Source organism: Streptomyces sp. NPDC006012, from assembly GCF_042871185.1.
Taxonomy (GTDB): Bacteria; Actinomycetota; Actinomycetes; order Streptomycetales; family Streptomycetaceae; genus Streptomyces.
Map to the genome: position 1 here is coordinate 260235 of NZ_JBIAIE010000003.1, position 16600 is coordinate 276834.

Annotated in this window: 16 protein-coding genes; 10 read left to right on the forward strand and 6 right to left on the reverse strand. The window is 71.3% G+C overall.

All coding sequences use genetic code 11. The features are described from left to right. Window positions 1-3: 3 nt before the first annotated feature. Window positions 4-882, reverse strand: a complete 879-nt coding sequence (locus ACFYPJ_RS08155) for a hypothetical protein (RefSeq protein WP_389012260.1) — start codon at window positions 880-882, stop codon at window positions 4-6. A gap of 325 nt (window positions 883-1207) precedes the next feature. Here ACFYPJ_RS08155 and rplM point away from each other — a divergent pair, with 325 nt between their 5' ends. The 3 genes from rplM (at window position 1208) to glmM (ending at window position 3790) form a co-directional block, all read left to right on the forward strand. Continuing rightward, complete coding sequence (gene rplM, locus ACFYPJ_RS08160; RefSeq protein WP_389012263.1) at window positions 1208-1651, forward strand: 50S ribosomal protein L13; 444 nt, start codon at window positions 1208-1210, stop codon at window positions 1649-1651. A 42-nt stretch (window positions 1652-1693) separates the two neighbouring features. After that, window positions 1694-2206, forward strand: coding sequence for a 30S ribosomal protein S9 (rpsI, locus tag ACFYPJ_RS08165; RefSeq protein ID WP_389012266.1), 513 nt, complete (start codon window positions 1694-1696; stop codon window positions 2204-2206). 225 nt (window positions 2207-2431) lie between these two features. Next, a complete protein-coding gene (gene glmM / locus ACFYPJ_RS08170; protein ID WP_389012269.1) occupies window positions 2432-3790 on the forward strand; it encodes a phosphoglucosamine mutase in 1359 nt (452 codons plus the stop codon). A 106-nt stretch (window positions 3791-3896) separates the two neighbouring features. Here the strand turns inward: glmM and ACFYPJ_RS08175 are convergent, their stop codons facing one another. After that, the gene (locus ACFYPJ_RS08175; protein WP_389012272.1) at window positions 3897-4835 is read right to left on the reverse strand and encodes a DUF389 domain-containing protein; all 939 of its coding nucleotides are present in this window, start codon (window positions 4833-4835) and stop codon (window positions 3897-3899) included. Between the two features lie 16 nt (window positions 4836-4851). Further along, complete coding sequence (gene coaA / locus ACFYPJ_RS08180; protein ID WP_389012274.1) at window positions 4852-5820, reverse strand: type I pantothenate kinase; 969 nt, start codon at window positions 5818-5820, stop codon at window positions 4852-4854. 323 nt (window positions 5821-6143) lie between these two features. Between coaA and glmS the strand changes: the two genes are divergently transcribed. Then, entirely contained in the window at window positions 6144-7991 is a 1848-nt protein-coding gene (gene glmS, locus ACFYPJ_RS08185) for a glutamine--fructose-6-phosphate transaminase (isomerizing) (RefSeq protein WP_389012276.1), read from the forward strand. A 185-nt stretch (window positions 7992-8176) separates the two neighbouring features. Here the strand turns inward: glmS and ACFYPJ_RS08190 are convergent, their stop codons facing one another. Continuing rightward, complete coding sequence (locus ACFYPJ_RS08190; protein ID WP_389012278.1) at window positions 8177-8893, reverse strand: hypothetical protein; 717 nt, start codon at window positions 8891-8893, stop codon at window positions 8177-8179. A gap of 161 nt (window positions 8894-9054) precedes the next feature. On the opposite strand from ACFYPJ_RS08190, the gene ACFYPJ_RS08195 reads away from it, so the two are divergent. From ACFYPJ_RS08195 to ACFYPJ_RS08220, 6 genes are all read left to right on the forward strand, one after another. After that, a complete protein-coding gene (locus ACFYPJ_RS08195; RefSeq protein ID WP_389012280.1) occupies window positions 9055-9426 on the forward strand; it encodes a holo-ACP synthase in 372 nt (123 codons plus the stop codon). A 201-nt stretch (window positions 9427-9627) separates the two neighbouring features. After that, the gene (locus ACFYPJ_RS08200; protein ID WP_389012283.1) at window positions 9628-11073 is read left to right on the forward strand and encodes an NAD(P)H-hydrate dehydratase; all 1446 of its coding nucleotides are present in this window, start codon (window positions 9628-9630) and stop codon (window positions 11071-11073) included. A gap of 280 nt (window positions 11074-11353) precedes the next feature. Then, the gene (gene alr / locus ACFYPJ_RS08205) at window positions 11354-12520 is read left to right on the forward strand and encodes an alanine racemase (RefSeq protein WP_389012286.1); all 1167 of its coding nucleotides are present in this window, start codon (window positions 11354-11356) and stop codon (window positions 12518-12520) included. A 163-nt stretch (window positions 12521-12683) separates the two neighbouring features. Next, the gene (locus ACFYPJ_RS08210; protein ID WP_389012289.1) at window positions 12684-13934 is read left to right on the forward strand and encodes an alpha/beta fold hydrolase; all 1251 of its coding nucleotides are present in this window, start codon (window positions 12684-12686) and stop codon (window positions 13932-13934) included. After that, window positions 13900-14421: a tRNA (adenosine(37)-N6)-threonylcarbamoyltransferase complex ATPase subunit type 1 TsaE gene (gene tsaE, locus ACFYPJ_RS08215; RefSeq protein ID WP_389012291.1), complete on the forward strand. Its 522-nt coding sequence runs from the start codon at window positions 13900-13902 to the stop codon at window positions 14419-14421. Before ACFYPJ_RS08210 ends, tsaE begins: the two co-directional genes overlap by 35 nt. A gap of 487 nt (window positions 14422-14908) precedes the next feature. Further along, window positions 14909-15148 carry a hypothetical protein gene (locus ACFYPJ_RS08220; RefSeq protein ID WP_389012294.1) on the forward strand — a complete coding sequence of 80 codons (240 nt, stop codon included), beginning with the start codon at window positions 14909-14911 and terminating at the stop codon, window positions 15146-15148. Between the two features lie 121 nt (window positions 15149-15269). Here ACFYPJ_RS08220 and ACFYPJ_RS08225 read toward each other — a convergent pair whose 3' ends face one another. Both ACFYPJ_RS08225 and ACFYPJ_RS08230 read right to left on the reverse strand, forming a co-directional pair. Then, window positions 15270-15809, reverse strand: a complete 540-nt coding sequence (locus ACFYPJ_RS08225) for a DUF4232 domain-containing protein (RefSeq protein ID WP_389012296.1) — start codon at window positions 15807-15809, stop codon at window positions 15270-15272. Window positions 15810-16009: 200 nt separating this feature from the next. Continuing rightward, the gene (locus ACFYPJ_RS08230) at window positions 16010-16567 is read right to left on the reverse strand and encodes a hypothetical protein (protein ID WP_389012299.1); all 558 of its coding nucleotides are present in this window, start codon (window positions 16565-16567) and stop codon (window positions 16010-16012) included. Window positions 16568-16600 lie beyond the last annotated feature (33 nt).

Genomic DNA, 16600 nt, shown 5'->3' on the forward strand with positions numbered 1-16600 from the left:
GTCCTACTGGCCGGCCGCCGCCGACGCCTGGGCCGCGCCGCGCCGGCGGATCTGGCCGAAGGCGAACTCCGCCAGGTCGTTCCCGGCGGCGAAGACCTTGGTGTCCTTGGTCGTCACGTCCTTGCCGTCGGTGAAGCCGGTGATGGTGAAGTAGGCGTACCGGCCGTAGGAGTTGGTCGTCGAGCGGCAGATCGCCGCGTCGCAGAAGGTCTTGACGCCCTTGCCCGTAAGGGACTTCACGATGCTCTTGGTGTCGGACTGGCCCTTGGCCCGGCGGGCCTGGTCCTCGGTCCCGAAGACGGCGACACCGAGGGTGACCGCGATGTTGTCCTTGGTGTAGCTGACGCGCAGCAGGCGGGTGCAGTGGTTGGCGGTGAGGACCTTGGGGAGGGTGCCGCCGGCCGCCGAGGCGCAGTCCGTGGTGTCGGCGGTGGCGCCCTTTTTGTAGACGGTCCCGCCCATGGTCAGCTGGGCGTCCGGGAAGAAGGCCGCGGCGCTGAGCGGTGCGGTGTCCTTCTGCGCGCTGGACACGAAGTCCTTCGGGTCCAGCGGCGGCGGTGCGGTGGTGGGCGCGAAGGACGGCACCGCAGCGTCGGAGCCGCTCGGCAGGGAAGCGCTGGCCGGCAGGTCGGAGGGCCCGCCCGCCTTGTCGTCGCTGCCGCCCGCGGAGACCACGGCGAGGGCGACGGCCGCGCCGACCGCCACGGTGGCCACCGCGCCGCCGCCGATGAACAGCAGCCTACGCCGCTTGCCGCGGGCCTCCGATGCCTCCGCCAGCGCCGCCCAGTCCGGGGTCTGGCCGCTGTCGCTGCTCCCGCCCTGCTGAGAATGCGGTTTCCAGGGATCCCAACCGGACTGGGGTCCCCCCTGCCCATAGCTCATGGGGCGCATCCTAGACGGGGACCGGGCGGCCCGGCGGGTCTCTACGACGGGCCATAGTGGACCTATCGGTGCAGGGTGGAGCATCCTGTGGCCGCGAGTGTCGCAGGCCACTCGTTTTGACCCGTACGGGGCACGCCGGTATCCTGCTTCTTCGTTGTGTATTGGCTTGCTCATTCTCACGGGACGGGCCCTTACACCGGTCCACCGGGCCGATGACCAGCGACCAGCACGCGGTTTGCGTCACCGCGGTGCCGTCAGGGCTGTCGTGATCGTCTTCGGTGACCTTGTCAGGACCAATTCACTGAAGAAGCGAAGGCTACGAACCGTGCGTACGTACAGCCCCAAGCCCGGCGATGTGACGCGTCAGTGGCACGTCATCGACGCTCAGGACGTCGTCCTGGGCCGTCTGGCCACGACCGCCGCCACCCTTCTCCGGGGCAAGCACAAGCCGATCTACGCCCCTCACGTCGACGCTGGTGACTTCGTCATCATCATCAACGCGGACAAGGTGCACCTCTCCGGCAACAAGCGGACCCAGAAGCTGGCGTACCGCCACTCCGGCTACCCGGGCGGTCTGCGGTCCGTCCGTTACGACGAGCTGCTCGACAAGCACCCGGAGAAGGCCATCGAGAAGGCCGTCAAGGGCATGCTCCCCAAGAACTCCTTGGGCCGTCAGATGCTCACGAAGCTGAAGGTGTACAAGGGTGACCAGCACCCGCACGCCGCTCAGCAGCCGGTGCCGTTCGAGATCACCCAGGTCGCGCAGTAAGTCCGGCCACCCCCTAAGACTGAAGAGAATCTGAGGAGCATCGTGGCCGAGACCACTGCCGAGCAGCCGCTCGAAGAGCTTGACATCGACAGCTACACCACCGAGTCCGAGGTCCCCGTCGAGGGCGAGTACACCTCGGAGTCCATGGCCTCCCGCTTCGGCGAGCCGCAGCCGGCCGCCGGCCTGGGTCGCCGCAAGAACGCTATTGCCCGGGTCCGGATCGTTCCGGGCTCCGGCAAGTGGAAGATCAACGGCCGCACCCTTGAGGACTACTTCCCCAACAAGGTGCACCAGCAGGAAGTCAACGAGCCGTTCAAGGTTCTGGAGCTGGACGACCGTTACGACGTGGTCGCCCGTATCGTGGGTGGCGGTGTCTCCGGCCAGGCCGGTGCGCTGCGTCTCGGTGTCGCCCGTGCGCTGAACGAGGCGGACGTCGACAACAACCGCGGCCCGCTGAAGAAGGCCGGCTTCCTGCGTCGTGACGACCGTGCGGTCGAGCGCAAGAAGGCCGGTCTGAAGAAGGCCCGCAAGGCTCCGCAGTACAGCAAGCGCTAAACACAGCTGCCTGCTCGTACTCCGAACGCCCCGGCGGCACGCCACAGTGCCGCCGGGGCGTTCGTCTATCGCGATCCAAAGGCGTATAACGGCACAAGACGCTCAAAGGCTTGTGTGATCGGATGTCCAGGTGTACGGCGCCTGGGATGCGGAGCCGACCGAACGGGCATCGAACCATCGCATGCCTCCGCGGCTTCCGTAACTGACGTTTCCTCAGGAGGACAAGTGGGACGACTCTTCGGCACGGACGGCGTGCGCGGTGTCGCAGGCGCGGATCTGACGGCCGAGATGGCGCTCGGCCTCTCCGTCGCCGCCGCGCACGTACTGGCCGAGGCGGGCACCTTCGAGGGCCACAAGCCGACGGCAGTGGTCGGGCGGGACCCGCGCGCGTCCGGGGAGTTCCTGGAGGCGGCGGTGGTCGCGGGGCTGGCGAGCGCGGGTGTGGACGTGCTGCGGGTCGGTGTGCTGCCGACGCCCGCGGTGGCCTACCTGACCGGCGCCCTCGGAGCCGATCTGGGTGTCATGCTCTCCGCAAGTCACAACCCCATGCCGGACAACGGGGTCAAGTTCTTCGCCCGCGGCGGCCACAAGCTGGCCGACGAGCTGGAGGACCGGATCGAGGGCGTCTACGAGGACCACCGCACGGGTGCTCCCTGGGACCGGCCGACCGGCGCCGGCGTGGGGCGGGTGCGGAGCTACGGCGAGGGGTTCGAACAGTACGCCGCCCACCTGCTCGGTGCGCTGCCGAACCGGCTCGACGGGCTGAAGATCGTCCTCGACGAGGCGCACGGTGCTGCCGCCCAGGTCTCGCCCGAGGTCTTCTCGCGGGCCGGGGCCGAGGTCGTCACCATCGGCGCCGAGCCCGACGGGCTCAACATCAACGAGGGGTGCGGCTCCACCCACCTGGACCAGCTGAAGGCCGCGGTCCTCGCGCACGGCGCCGACCTCGGCATCGCGCACGACGGCGACGCCGACCGCTGTCTGGCCGTGGACCACACCGGTGAAGAGGTCGACGGCGACCAGATCCTGTCCGTGCTCGCGCTGGCGATGCGGGAGCGTTCCGCACTGCGCTCCGACACTGTCGTCGCGACCGTGATGTCGAATCTGGGCTTCAAGCTGGCGATGGAGCGCGAGGGCATCCACTTCGTGCAGACCGCGGTCGGTGACCGTTACGTCCTGGAGGAGATGAAGCAGCACGGCTACGCCCTCGGCGGCGAGCAGTCCGGGCACGTCATCATCCTCGACCACGCCACCACCGGCGACGGCACGCTGACCGGGCTGCTGCTGGCCGCGCGGCTCGCCGAGAGCGGCCGTACGCTGCGGGACCTCGCGTCGGTCATGGAGCGGCTGCCCCAGGTCCTGATCAATGTGCGGGACGTGGACAAGTCCCGGGTGCAGACCTCCGCCGACCTGGCCGCCGCGGTCGCCGAGGCGGAACGGGAGCTGGGCTCCACCGGTCGCGTACTGCTGCGTCCCTCGGGCACCGAGCCGCTGGTGCGGGTGATGGTCGAGGCGGCGGACATCGAACAGGCCCGGACCGTGGCCGGCCGGCTGGCCGACGTGGTGAAGTCGGCGTTGGGGTAGGCGGGCGCGGCGGTCGTGGCGATCGTAAAGGTCGTGGCGGTCGTGGCGGTCTTGGCGGGCAGCCGTCGGCCGACCGGCGTGCGGCCGGAGCGACGCCGCCCCGTGCTCAGCCCGTCGTCCGGTGGCGTCGTCGTCTCGTCCAGAAGAGTTTCTGGGCGAGCAGCGTGAGGGTGCCCGCGAGGACGATGCCGCCCAGGTTGGCCAGCAGCTGCCAGGTGGAACCCCAGGTCTGCGAGTAGTCCGCGTAGCCGAAGGCCACCGCGGCGTTCGCGGCCGCCGGGACCGTGGTCACGGAGATCGCCACACCGATCAGCGCGCCCGACTTGGCGGACGTGAGGGACAGGGTGCCGGCGATACCGGCCAGGAAGGCCACGACGAAGGACATCGCGTCCGGTTTCCAGATGAACGAGGTGTTCGGCCGGGCCGCCTCCACCATCGACCTGTCGAACAGTCCGAGCACGTCCAGCAGCCGGCTGAAGCCGACCGTCAGCACCATCGCGACGGCGAACCCGGCGAGCAGCGCCCACAGCGACCGCCACACCAGCCGCGGCGCCCGCTGGACCAGCGCCGTCGATATCCCCGCGAGCGGCCCGAACTCCGGGCCGACGGCCATCGCGCCGACGATCAGGATCGCGTTGTCCAGCATCACACCGCAGGCGGCGAGCATGGTGGCGATGGCCAGGAAAGCGACGTAGGTGACGGTGAGCGTCGACTCCTCGTGCGTCGCCTCGGCGAGGTGCTCCCACAGCACCGCGTCCGCGCCCTCGCCCGGTGCCTCCTCCTCCGCCTTGTCGGCCCGCCTGGACAGGGACAGGTCGATGTTCTCGACGGCGATGGATCCGTTCTCGTCGAGGCCCGACGCCCGCAGCGCGGCCACGAGTTCGTCGCCCGCCTCGCGGGCCACGTCGCACAGGACGAGGTCCCCGGCGGGGTTGCGCGCCGCGCCGGGCAGCACCACGAGGTGCGCGGTGCCGGTCGTCCGCTCGATGAGACGGACCACGTCGTCGGTCGTACCGGGAGGGCTGATCAGCCGGAGGTGGAGCATGGCGGAAGGGTAGCGGTCACACCTTGCGCAGACGGAGCCGTTGGACCTTGTGATCAGGGCCCTTGCGGAGGACTAGGGTGGCCCGGCCGCGGGTGGGGACGATGTTCTCCTCCAGATTGGGCCTGTTGATGGTCCGCCAGAGCGTGCCGGCGTAGTCCAGTGCCTCTTCCTCGGACACCTGCGTGTACTTGCGGAAGTACGAGGACGGGTCCTGGAAGGCGGTCGCGCGCAGTTTGCGGAAGCGGCTGAGGTACCAGCGTTCGATGTCCTCGGTGCTCGCGTCGACGTACACGCTGAAGTCGAAGTAGTCGGCGAGGCCGACCCGGGTGCGGCCGTCCGTGCCGGGCAGGGCCGGCTGAAGGACGTTCAGGCCCTCGACGATGAGGATGTCCGGGCGGCGGACGGTGAGCCGTTCGCCGGGGACGATGTCGTAGATGAGGTGGGAGTAGACGGGGGCCGTGACCTCGTCCTTGCCGGCTTTGACGTCGGCGACGAAGCGGGTGAGGGCGCGGCGGTCGTACGACTCGGGGAAGCCCTTGCGCGACATCAGGCCGCGCGCCTCCAACTCCCGGGTGGGGAGCAGGAAGCCGTCCGTCGTGACCAGTTCGACCCGCGGGTGTTCGGGCCAGCGGGACAGCAGGGCCTGGAGGAGGCGGGCGGCGGTGGACTTGCCGACGGCCACGGATCCGGCGATGCCTATGACGAACGGCGTGCCGGACTGGGAGCCCTGTTCGCCCAGGAAGGTGTTCAGGGCGGTTCTGAGTCCGTCCGCGGCGCCGACGTAGAGGTTGAGCAGCCGGGACAGCGGGAGGTAGATGTCGCGCACCTCGTCGAGGTCGATGACGTCGCCGAGGCCGCGCAGCTTCTCCACTTCCTCGGCGGTGAGCGGCAGCGGTGTCTTGTCGCGCAGCGCGCTCCACTCGGTGCGGGTGAGGTCGACGTAGGGAGTCGCCTCCGGCCGGTGCCGGTGGGCGCTCCGGGGCATCGGGGAGACCGGAGAGATCACAGTCCATTGTTAACGGAGTTTGAAGGGAGCGCGGGGTGGGGTGGGTCACTTACGGTCCGCCGGGCGGAGCCGTGGTGAGGCGGGGCGGTGGGCGGTGGTGGTGAGGAGGCGGGACGGGGCGGCGGTGGTGGGGTGGCGAGAGGTGCGGCGGTGGCGCGGTGTTCGGCGGCGGTGCGGGCGTGGCGATGGTGCGGCGGTGTGGGCGGGTGTCGGTTGTCCGGCGGTCGTACGACGGTGGGAATTTCCGATTTCGGGCATGCTGTGCCAGTTTTGTGTGGGTTTCGGCCCGTAGGCTGCGCCCCATGTGCGGAATCGTGGGATATGTGGGGGCGCAATCGGCGCTTGACGTCGTCATGACCGGGTTGAAGCGGCTGGAGTACCGGGGGTACGACTCGGCGGGTGTCGCCGTGCCCGCGGACGGTGGGCTCGCCGCCGCGAAGAAGGCCGGGAAGCTGGTCAACCTGGAGAAGGAACTGGTCGAACGGCCGCTGCCGGCCGGCACGGCGGGCATCGGACACACCCGGTGGGCCACGCACGGAGCGCCCACGGACAGGAACGCGCATCCGCACCTGGACAACGCGGGGCGGGTCGCGGTCGTGCACAACGGGATCATCGAGAACTTCGCACTGCTGCGGGCGGAGCTGGCGGAGCGGGGCCACGATCTCGCGTCCGAGACCGACACGGAGGTGGTCGCGCACCTGCTGGCCGAGGAGTTCTCCGTCTCCGCCGACCTCGCGGAGGCGATGCGGCTGGTGTGCGGGCGGCTGACGGGTGCGTTCACGCTGGTCGCGGTGCACGCGGACGATCCGGACGTGGTCGTCGGTGCGCGGCGGAACTCGCCGCTGGTGGTGGGCGTTGGAGAGGGCGAGTCCTTTCTCGCGTCGGACGTCGCCGCGTTCATCGCCCATACGCGGTCGGCGATCGAGCTGGGTCAGGACCAGGTGGTGGAGCTGCGCCGGGACGGCGTCACGGTGACGGGCTTCGACGGCCGTCCGGCGGAGGTCCGGTCGTATCACGTGGACTGGGACGCGTCGGCCGCGGAAAAGGGGGGCTATGACTACTTCATGCTCAAGGAGATCGCCGAGCAGCCGAAGGCGGTCGCCGATACGCTGCTGGGCCGCATCGACGCGGCCGGCTCGCTGAGTCTGGACGAGGTCCGGACCGGCGCGGGTGAGCTGCGCGAGGTGGACAAGGTCGTCATCGTCGCGTGCGGTACGGCGTTCCACGCGGGTCTGATCGCCAAGTACGCCATCGAGCACTGGGCGCGGATTCCGTGCGAGGTGGAGTTGGCCAGCGAGTTCCGCTACCGGGACCCGATCCTCGGCCACCGGACGCTGGTGGTCGCCATCTCCCAGTCCGGGGAGACCATGGACACCCTGATGGCGGTGCGGCACGCCCGCGAGCAGGGATCCAAGGTGCTGGCGATCTGCAACACCAACTGTTCGACGATTCCACGCGAGTCGGACGCGGTGCTGTACACCCACGCCGGGCCGGAGGTCGCGGTCGCCTCGACCAAGGCGTTCCTGACGCAGTTGGTGGCGTGCTACCTGGTGGCGTTGTATCTGGGGCAGGTGCGGGGCACCACGTGGGGCGACGAGATCGGCGCGGTCATCCGGGACCTGTCGCGGATCGCCGGGTCGGTCGAGAGAGTCCTGAAGACGATGGAACCGGTACGGGCGCTGGCGCGCACGCTCGCCTCGAAGGACACGGTGCTCTTTCTGGGGCGGCACGTGGGGTATCCGGTGGCGCTGGAGGGCGCGCTGAAGCTGAAGGAACTGGCGTACATGCACGCCGAGGGCTTCGCGGCGGGGGAGTTGAAGCACGGGCCGATCGCACTGGTCGAACAGGACGTGCCGGTGGTGGTGGTCGTGCCGTCGCCGGGTGCGCGGTCGATGCTGCACGGCAAGATCCTGTCCAACATCCAGGAGATCCGGGCGAGGGGCGCGCGGACGATCGTGATCGCGGAGGAGGGTGACGAGGCGGTGGTTCCGTACGCCGACCACCTGATCCGCATCCCGGCGACACCGGCATTGCTCCAGCCGATGGTGGCGACGGTTCCGCTCCAGGTCTTCGCCTGCGAACTGGCCACGGCCCGCGGCAACGAAGTGGACCAGCCGCGGAACCTGGCCAAGTCGGTGACGGTGGAGTAGCGACCCGACTTGGACAAGTCGGTGACGGTGGGTCAGCTGCGGAACCTGCGGAACCTGGGCAAGTCGGTGACGCGGTGGAATTTGCGCGGGGGGCCTTGAGGGCCCACGGGGCCCTCAAGGACGCCTACGGATACGACGGGCCCCGGCCGGGAGCAGGGGGTGGTGCTCCGGCCGGGGCGATCGGGTCATTCCGAGACGGGAGTCTCCGGCCGGCTCTCCGGACTCTCCTGGCCTTCCTTGGCCGCCGTGCTCTCCTGGCTCTGCGTCCCGCGCGGGTCGCCGTCGAACAGCTCCTGCGCGTGCTCGACGGTGCCGGAGCGGTCCAGCCAGTCGCCGAGACGGGCGAGATCGGTGCAGGCGGAGATGCGTTCGCGTACGTCGTCCGAGACGGTGAGCCCGCGTACTTCCAGGATCCGCAGAACGCCCTCGGCCATGCCTGCCGCGTGCCCCTTGGCCTGGCCGTCCAGGTACGCCTCTTCGAAGACCGTGCCCCGGCCGGGGAAAAATGTGACGACCATCTTTTCCGGTTCCCTCCACAACTCGCGGGCCGGAGTGTTCTCCAAGCCGACTTCCAGCACGCGGCAGACGGCGACCAGCAGCACCGGCAGTTGGTACTTCGCGTGCAGATGGCTGACGTAATAGGCCCAGTTGACTCCCTTGTCAGGAGCCTTCTTCGTCTGGGCCTCCACCGCGATCAGAAAGCTGTCGCCGTCGGACGGTTCGATCTTCAATACCGTGTCCACGCGGCGTTCCAGCGGCTTGATCTCCGTGGTGTCCGGGGTGAGCGCTTCGACGTTCGCCTTCACCGGCGGCGGCAGACCCAGCGCCTCGAAGATCTGACTGAGAACCTCCGGATGGTCCTGAAAAATCCGATGTGAGGTCTCGTGTGTTGATGTGACCATTGGGCGTCAGCTTGGTCAGGTGGGGAGCGATCGTTCGGGGATATCGAGGGACGTTCACTCTTTCGGGTCGCGGAAAAACGTTTAATTCCCTGTGGAGGGTGGAAAGAGACTGCGCTCGCGGCGACGGGGTGGTGCGTGCTGAGCGCCGTAGGGTGCTTCGTATGAGCATCATCGGGGTCGGTATCGACGTGGCCGAGATCGACCGGTTCGAGGCGTCGCTGAAGCGGACGCCCGGACTGGTCGGACGGCTTTTCCGGGAAAACGAGTTGCTGCTGCCCAGCGGGGAGCGCCGGGGGGCGGCCTCGCTCGCCGTCCGCTTCGCGGCCAAGGAAGCCCTGGCCAAGGCGCTCGGCGCTCCGTCCGGCCTGCTCTGGACGGATGCCGAGGTGTTCGTCGAGGACAGCGGGCAGCCACGTCTGCGGGTGACCGGCACGGTCGCGGCCCGGGCCGCGGAACTCGGGGTGACGTCCTGGCACGTGTCGCTGAGCCATGACGCCGGAGTGGCCTCCGCGGTGGTGATTGCGGAGGGGTGACCGGCGGGGTGGGGTGACGGAGGACTGGGGTGGGGTGACTGAGGTCGTGTGACCAGGGCGGGGCGACTGGGCTGTGGTGGTGGCCCCGGACTGCGAGTAGTGGGCGCGGGGCTTTGGGGACGACGGCCGTTGTGCGGCGCGGTCTTGCGTCCCCGCGGGTGCGGGTGCGGGTGCGGGGGCATCCGGGGCAGACTCGAAGCCATGCGTACTGCGTACAGCGTGGAGACGGTGCGGGCCGCCGAACGGGACCTCATGGCGCGGTTGCCGGAGGGGGCGCTCATGCAGCGTGCCGCCGCCGGACTGGCGGCGGCCTGTGCCGAGTTGCTGGGGCGCGTCTACGGCAGCCGGGTCGTGCTGCTGGTGGGCAGCGGTGACAACGGAGGTGACGCCCTGTACGCGGGGGCCCGTCTCGCGCGGCGGGGAGCGGGGGTGACGGCCGTCCTGCTCGCGCCCGACCGTACCCACCACGGCGGGCTCGCCGCGGTGCGCCGGGCCGGCGGCAGCGTCGCCGCACCGGGTGCCGCGGAGGCGGCGGTCGAGCGCGCCGACCTCGTCGTCGACGGCATCGTCGGGATCGGAGGCCGGGGTGGCCTGCGGCCCGCGGCCGCGGCCCTGGCCGCCGTGGCCGAGCGGTCCCGGGCCGCGGTCGTCGCCGTCGATCTGCCGAGCGGTGTCGAGGCGGACACCGGCCAGGTGCTGGGCGCCGCCGTCCGCGCCGACCTCACCGTGACCTTCGGGACGCACAAGCCCGCGCTGCTGATCGATCCGGCGCGGGAGCACGCGGGCGTCGTGCGGCTGGTCGACATCGGGCTCGGGCCGCGGTTGCCCGCCGAGCCCGGATTCGAGGCCCTGCAACACGCCGATGTGGCCCGGCTGCTGCCGTTGCCCGGAGCCGAGAGCGACAAGTACCGGCGCGGGGTGGTCGGGATCGCGGCCGGATCGGCGCGGTATCCGGGGGCCGCCGTGCTCGCCGTGTCCGGGGCGCTGCGCGGCGGTGCCGGTGCGGTGCGGTACGTCGGACCGGCCGTGGACGCCGTGATCGCCCGCTTCCCGGAGACCCTCGTGTCGGACCGGGGCCCGCACAAGGCGGGGCGGGTGCAGGCGTGGGTCACCGGGCCGGGTGCCGGGGACGACGCCGGGATCGTGGCCGAGGTGGTCGGGGAGGAGGTGCCGGTGCTCATCGACGCCGACGGGCTGCGGCTGGCCGACCGGGACGCCGTACGGGCCCGGACGGCGCCGACCCTGCTGACCCCGCACGCCGGGGAGGCGGCCGCGCTGTTGGGCGTGGACCGCGGCGAGGTCGAGGGGGCGCGGCTGCCCGCGGTGCGGGAACTGGCCGCGCGGTACGGCGCCACCGTCCTGCTCAAGGGTTCGACCACGCTGGTCGCCGACCCGGACGGCGGGACCGTGCGGGTCAACGCGAGCGGGACGGCGTGGCTGGCCACCGCCGGCAGCGGAGACGTGCTGTCCGGACTCGCCGGATCCCTGCTGGCGTCGGGGCTGTCCGCGCGGGACGCGGGCAGTGTGGCGGCGTATCTGCACGGGCTGGCGGGGCGCTTCGCGGCGGACGGGGCGCCGACGGGCGCGCACGACGTGGCGGCGGCGATTCCGGAGGCTTGGCGTGATGTGCGGGAGGAGGGCTGGTAGGCGGGGCGGTTCGACGCGCCGCGGTGGGTGTGCGGGTGCGGGTGCGGAGGCAGGTGAGTTCCGGAGGTATGAGGTCCGGACGTATGCGGTCCGGAGGGGGCGGGCTAGGTGGGGTGGCGGAGCGGCCGGGCGCGGGGCGGGGCCCGGGCGTCGAAGGGGCACACGGCGCGCGGGCGGTTCGACGCGCCGGGGCGGGTGTGCGCGCGGCGGCGTGTGACGAGGTCGGGCGCGGGGCGTGGGCCCCGATGCCACCGGCTGCCTCTGAGACACTGGGGACGCCATGACAGACACAGCAACCGCGCCGACGGCGCCCCTCCGTGCCCGTGCCGAGATCGACCTGGCCGCCCTGCGGGCCAACGTGCGGGCCCTGCGCGCCCTCGCGCCGGGCGCCGCCCTGATGGCCGTCGTGAAGTCCGACGCGTACGGCCACGGCGCGGTGCCGTGCGCCCGTGCGGCCCTCGACGCGGGGGCGACCTGGCTCGGCACGGCCACCCCCGAGGAGGCCCTCGCGCTGCGCGCGGCCGGGCTGCCGGGGCGCGTCCTGTGCTGGCTGTGGACGCCGGGCGGCCCCTGGCAGGAGGCGATCGAGGCCGACATCGATGTGTCGGTCAGCGGGATGTGGGCGCTGCGGGAGGTCACGGCGGCGGCCCGTGCGGCGGGCAGGCCCGCCCGGGTGCAGCTCAAGGCCGACACCGGGCTCGGGCGCAACGGCTGCCCGCCCGGCGACTGGGCCGAACTGGTCGGTGCCGCCCTGCGTGCCGAGGCGGACGGCCTGCTCCGGATCACCGGGCTGTGGTCGCACTTCGCCTGCGCCGACGAGCCGGGCCATCCGTCCAACGCCGCCCAGCTCGACCAGTTCCGGGAGATGACGGCGTACGCCGAGGCACAGGGCGTACGCCCCGAGGTGCGGCACCTGGCCAACTCCCCGGCCACCCTCACCCTTCCCGAGGCCCACTTCGACCTGGTGCGCACCGGCATCGCCGTCTACGGCATCTCGCCCGGCCCGCAGATCGGCTCCCCGGCCGACTTCGGACTGCGCCCGGTGATGACGCTGTCGGCGTCGCTGGCGCTGGTCAAGCACGTACCGGGCGGGCACGGCATCAGTTACGGCCACCGCTACGTCACCCTGGGCGAGACGACCCTCGGCCTGGTGCCCGTCGGTTACGCGGACGGCATCCCGCGGCACGCCTCCGGGAGCGGCCCGGTCCTGGTCGGCGGCAAGTGGCGGACCATCGCCGGGCGGGTCGCGATGGACCAGTTCGTGGTGGACCTCGGCGGCGACGAGCCCGAGACCGGCGCCGAGGCGGTCCTGTTCGGGCCGGGCGACCGCGGTGAGCCCACGGCCGAGGACTGGGCGCAGGCGGCCGGCACCATCGCGTACGAGATCGTCACCCGGATCGGATCCCGCGTCCCCCGCGTCTACGTGAACGAGGGCCGGGACGGGTAACAGGACGGGGGATCGGCTGAACCGCACCCGGGTCCGGACCCGGGTGCACCCGGTGCGGTGAAACCGCACCGGTGGCGCCGGTCGCGTGACCAGCAGTGCCTGACGGCAGTGCACGACCAGCAGCGCATGACCGGCGGTGCAGTACGGCGAAGGAGAGCGGTACGTGAGCGAGAGCAGGGCGGAGGGCGTCACGGGCGCCGCCGCGGCGGCCGTCGCCTCCGTCGTGGGGGAGGCCGGCAGCTGGCGCAGGGCGACCGGCATCGCCGGCGCTGCGATAGGCATGCTGGCCGCGGGCGCGGCGGCCGGCGTCGCGGTCGAGCGGATGACCGTGGGACGCGGGATGCGCCGCAGGGCGCGGCTGGCGCTGGACTCGGCGGGCCCGTACGGGGCGCTGCGCGGCACCCCGGGCAAGGCGTACGCCGACGACGGCACCGAGCTGTACTACGAGGTCGACGACGTCGAACCCGAGGGTGGTCCGGCGCCGCGGCGGCGCCGCCTGTTCGGCCGCAAGGCGCCCGCCCCGGTCACGGTCGTCTTCAGCCACGGCTACTGCCTCAATCAGGATTCCTGGCACTTCCAGCGGGCGGCCCTGCGCGGCGTCGTCCGGACCGTGCACTGGGACCAGCGCAGCCATGGGCGGTCCGGGCGGGGCGTGACCCAGCACCGGGACGACGTGCCGGTCACCATCGACGAGCTGGGCCGCGATCTGAAGGCCGTCATAGACGCGGCCGTGCCGGAGGGGCCGATGGTGCTCGTCGGCCACTCCATGGGCGGCATGACGATGATGGCGCTGGCCGCCCAGTACCCGGAGCTGATCCGCGACCGGGTGGTCGCCACCGCCCTGGTCGGAACGTCCTCCGGGCGGCTCGGCGAGGTCAGCTTCGGACTGCCGTCGGCCGGCGTCAACGTGGTGCGCCGGGTGCTGCCCGGGGTGCTGAAGGCGCTCGGGCAGCAGGCGGCGCTGGTGGAGAAGGGGCGCCGGGCGACGGCCGACCTGTTCGCCGGGATCATCAAGCGGTACTCGTTCGCGTCCCGGGACGTCGACCCGACGATCGAGCGGTTCGCCGAACGGATGATCGAGTCCACGCCGATCGACGTGGTCGCCGAGTTCTATCCCGCCTTCACCGACCACGACAAGACCGGCGCGCTCGTCCACTTCAAGGACATGCCCCTGCTCGTACTGGCCGGGGTCCAGGACCTGATCACGCCCAGTGAGCACAGCGAGGCCATCGCGGGCCTGCTGCCCGACGCGGAACTGGTGCTGGTGCCGGACGCCGGGCACCTCGTGATGCTGGAGCACCCGGAACTGGTGACCGACCGGCTCGCCGACCTGCTCACCCGCGTGGGTGCCGTCCCGGCAGGGACTACCGTAAGTGGCTATGGAAGCACCAGCAGCGCCGCCCGACCCGGCTGAGCCGCAGATCGTCGAGATCACCGTCAACTCCCCCGATCAGATGCGGGAGTTGGGCCGAAAGCTCGCCAAGCTGCTGCGCGCGGGCGATCTCGTGATCCTCAGCGGGGAACTGGGCGCGGGCAAGACGACGCTCACCCGTGGGCTCGGCGAGGGCCTCGGGGTGCGCGGGGCGGTCACCTCGCCGACGTTCGTGATGGCCCGGGTCCACCCGGCGCTGGGTGACGGTCCGCCGCTCGTCCACGTCGACGCCTACCGGCTGTCCGGCGGCCTGGAGACGATGGAGGACTTCGACCTCGACGTCTCGCTGCCCGACTCGGTGGTCGTGGTGGAGTGGGGCGAGGGCAAGGTGGAGGAGCTGACCGACGATCGGTTGCAGATCCTCATCCACCGGGCCGTGGGGGACACCACCGACGAGGTGCGGCACGTGACGGTGACGGGGCTGGGCGACCGGTGGGCACGGACCGGCCTGAGCGTGCTTTCGGCCTGAGGGCGCGCTCACGGCCTGAGGGTGCTCACGGCCTGAAGGCCGAAAGTGTGACGTCATGGCCCGAGCGGTGCGACCTGACCGACATGGTCTGACCGAGTTGGTCTGGCCGTCATGACCTGAGTGGCGCAACCTGACCGACATGTCTGACGTCACGGCCTGGGCGGTGCGGCCCGGACGCCGGTTCAGAGCATGGTCGCGGGCCGGAACGGATCCTGGGCACGGCCCTGGCCCTGCGCGGGCGTTCTCCCGCTCCGCCACGGTGATCCGGTGATCCGTCACGAAGATTCCGGCGGTCCGTTACGCAGGTTCGGGTGGTCCGCCAGGAAGATCCCGGCGGTCCGCCGCGAAGGTTCGGATGGCCCGCCTCGAAGTTTCCGACAAGACGTCGGCAAAATGTTGCGCTTGGTCTCCCGCGCGTGGTCACATGGTATCCAGCTCGTAGTTAGGTGTACCTAACTACCCCGCCCCCGCACGTCAGGAGGCGTCCATGCCGGTCAATGAGAGCAAGCCGGAGCCGCAGCCGCGCGGGTTCGCCGGGGTGTCCATGCGCGATCTGCTGGCGGCGTGCGCGGCCGCGGACGTGATCTCCACACCGCCGCACACGCCGGAGCGGACGGATCCCGGACGGCCCGCCGAGCAGGAGCACGGGCAAGGGTGCGAGCCGGAGCGTGAGCCGGGGCGCGGGCAGGGACGCGGGCAAGGGCGCGGTCGTCGGGAAGCCGCGTGATCCATCCGCGGGCGATCAGCGGGAAGGCGTACGCGTCGGCTCTGCCGTGGCCCGCTGTGCGGCCCGCCGTGTGACCCCTCGCGTGGTCTGCGCGCCCCTGCCGGTGCGTCGCGCGCCGTGCTCAGTACTTCGGGCCGGTGCCCTTGGCCAGCGGCGTGACGTCGATGCGGCCCTTCTGGAGGACGTCACCGAGCTTCCACGCCGTGGTCAGGTGGTGGCGCGAGTCGGGCGGGGTGACCTCGATCTTGGTGGGGTTCTTCTCGGCCTTGGTGGGTTCGCCGTCGCCGGGTACGGCCGCCCAGTGCAGCCGGGTGTAGGCGCTCTGCCCCGGCTTGAGGGTGATCAGGGCGGCGTTGCCGCGGTCACGCACGACGTGCGTGGTGACGTTCTTGCCGTGCGCGTTGAGCAGTTGCAGACCGACGTAGCCCTGGGTCCGTATCGTCTTGTGGGTCTTGTTCGTGAGCACCACGGACGCGTAGTGCTGGCCCGCGCCGGGGTTGAGGGAGTGGACGCGTACGGACAGCGAGCTGGTGTCCGCCCATCCCGGTCGGGTCGCGGCCTGCGAGGCGCCGGCGGCGATCCCGACCAGGGCGACGGCGGAGGCCGCGGCGAGGGCGGCGGCGGGGATGGCCAGGCGTCGGGTGCGCTTGCCGGTGAGCATGTTCGTTTCCCTTCTGGATGCCCTGTTCGGGTATCTCTGAGGGGTATGAGGCTTGCTGTGCGGAAACGGTTCGGCGGAGCCGCGACCTTTTACCCGCCGGGACGAGCTGTTGACCTGTTGTTGGGTCAGATGTGGTGCGCGGCGGGCGGATGATCCCCGGCGAACGGGCTCGGCGGAGCGTCGGCCGACGCCGCCCGCGCTCAGCGGATCACCACCACCCGGACCCCGATCGTGGCGAACTTCCACATGGCGTCGCCGTCCGGGCGGGTCTCGCGGATGCCGCCCGTCCGGACCGCCGGGTCGGGTGCCGAGGCCGTCTCCTTGACCGCGGCGCTGAAGCCGACCACCACGTCGCGCACGCTGGTGAAGCGCACGACGTGCTCGACGGGTGCGCCGTCGGTGCCGGTGATCGCCTTCGAGCGGGACGTCACCGCGTACGAGCCCGGCTTCGGGTCGACGCGGCCCGGGGAGACCTTGAACGTGGTCTGGACCCGGCCGTTCGCGCCGACCAGCCACACCCGGTCGTCGTCCACCGAGTAGACGACCCGCTCGCCCTTGCCGGAACCGGCGGGCAGTGCGGTGGGGTGCCTCTTGTCCCGGGGCGCCTTGGTGACGGCCACCGCGCGTGAGGCGCTCGGGCCGGGCCTGCCGGCGACGTCGGCCGGGGCGTTCGCGGACGCCTGGTAGGCGAGGAAGCCGACTGCTCCCAGGGCCGCCGCGGTGAGCCCGGCCACGATCGACGAGCTGGTCCGTGCCACGTACGTCCACCTCTGTTTCGTGTCATATGTCGT

Bases quoted from the DNA above. Each gene is read 5' to 3' on its own strand.
- ACFYPJ_RS08155 (WP_389012260.1), bottom strand. From the start codon at position 882: ATGAGCTATGGGCAGGGGGGACCCCAGTCCGGTTGGGATCCCTGGAAA.
- ACFYPJ_RS08175 (WP_389012272.1), bottom strand. From the start codon at position 4,835: ATGCTCCACCTCCGGCTGATCAGCCCTCCCGGTACGACCGACGACGTG.
- coaA (WP_389012274.1), bottom strand. From the start codon at position 5,820: ATGCCCCGGAGCGCCCACCGGCACCGGCCGGAGGCGACTCCCTACGTC.
- glmS (WP_389012276.1), top strand. From the start codon at position 6,144: ATGTGCGGAATCGTGGGATATGTGGGGGCGCAATCGGCGCTTGACGTC.
- ACFYPJ_RS08190 (WP_389012278.1), bottom strand. From the start codon at position 8,893: ATGGTCACATCAACACACGAGACCTCACATCGGATTTTTCAGGACCAT.
- ACFYPJ_RS08195 (WP_389012280.1), top strand. From the start codon at position 9,055: ATGAGCATCATCGGGGTCGGTATCGACGTGGCCGAGATCGACCGGTTC.
- ACFYPJ_RS08200 (WP_389012283.1), top strand. From the start codon at position 9,628: ATGCGTACTGCGTACAGCGTGGAGACGGTGCGGGCCGCCGAACGGGAC.
- alr (WP_389012286.1), top strand. From the start codon at position 11,354: ATGACAGACACAGCAACCGCGCCGACGGCGCCCCTCCGTGCCCGTGCC.
- tsaE (WP_389012291.1), top strand. From the start codon at position 13,900: ATGGAAGCACCAGCAGCGCCGCCCGACCCGGCTGAGCCGCAGATCGTC.
- ACFYPJ_RS08220 (WP_389012294.1), top strand. From the start codon at position 14,909: ATGCCGGTCAATGAGAGCAAGCCGGAGCCGCAGCCGCGCGGGTTCGCC.
- ACFYPJ_RS08225 (WP_389012296.1), bottom strand. From the start codon at position 15,809: ATGCTCACCGGCAAGCGCACCCGACGCCTGGCCATCCCCGCCGCCGCC.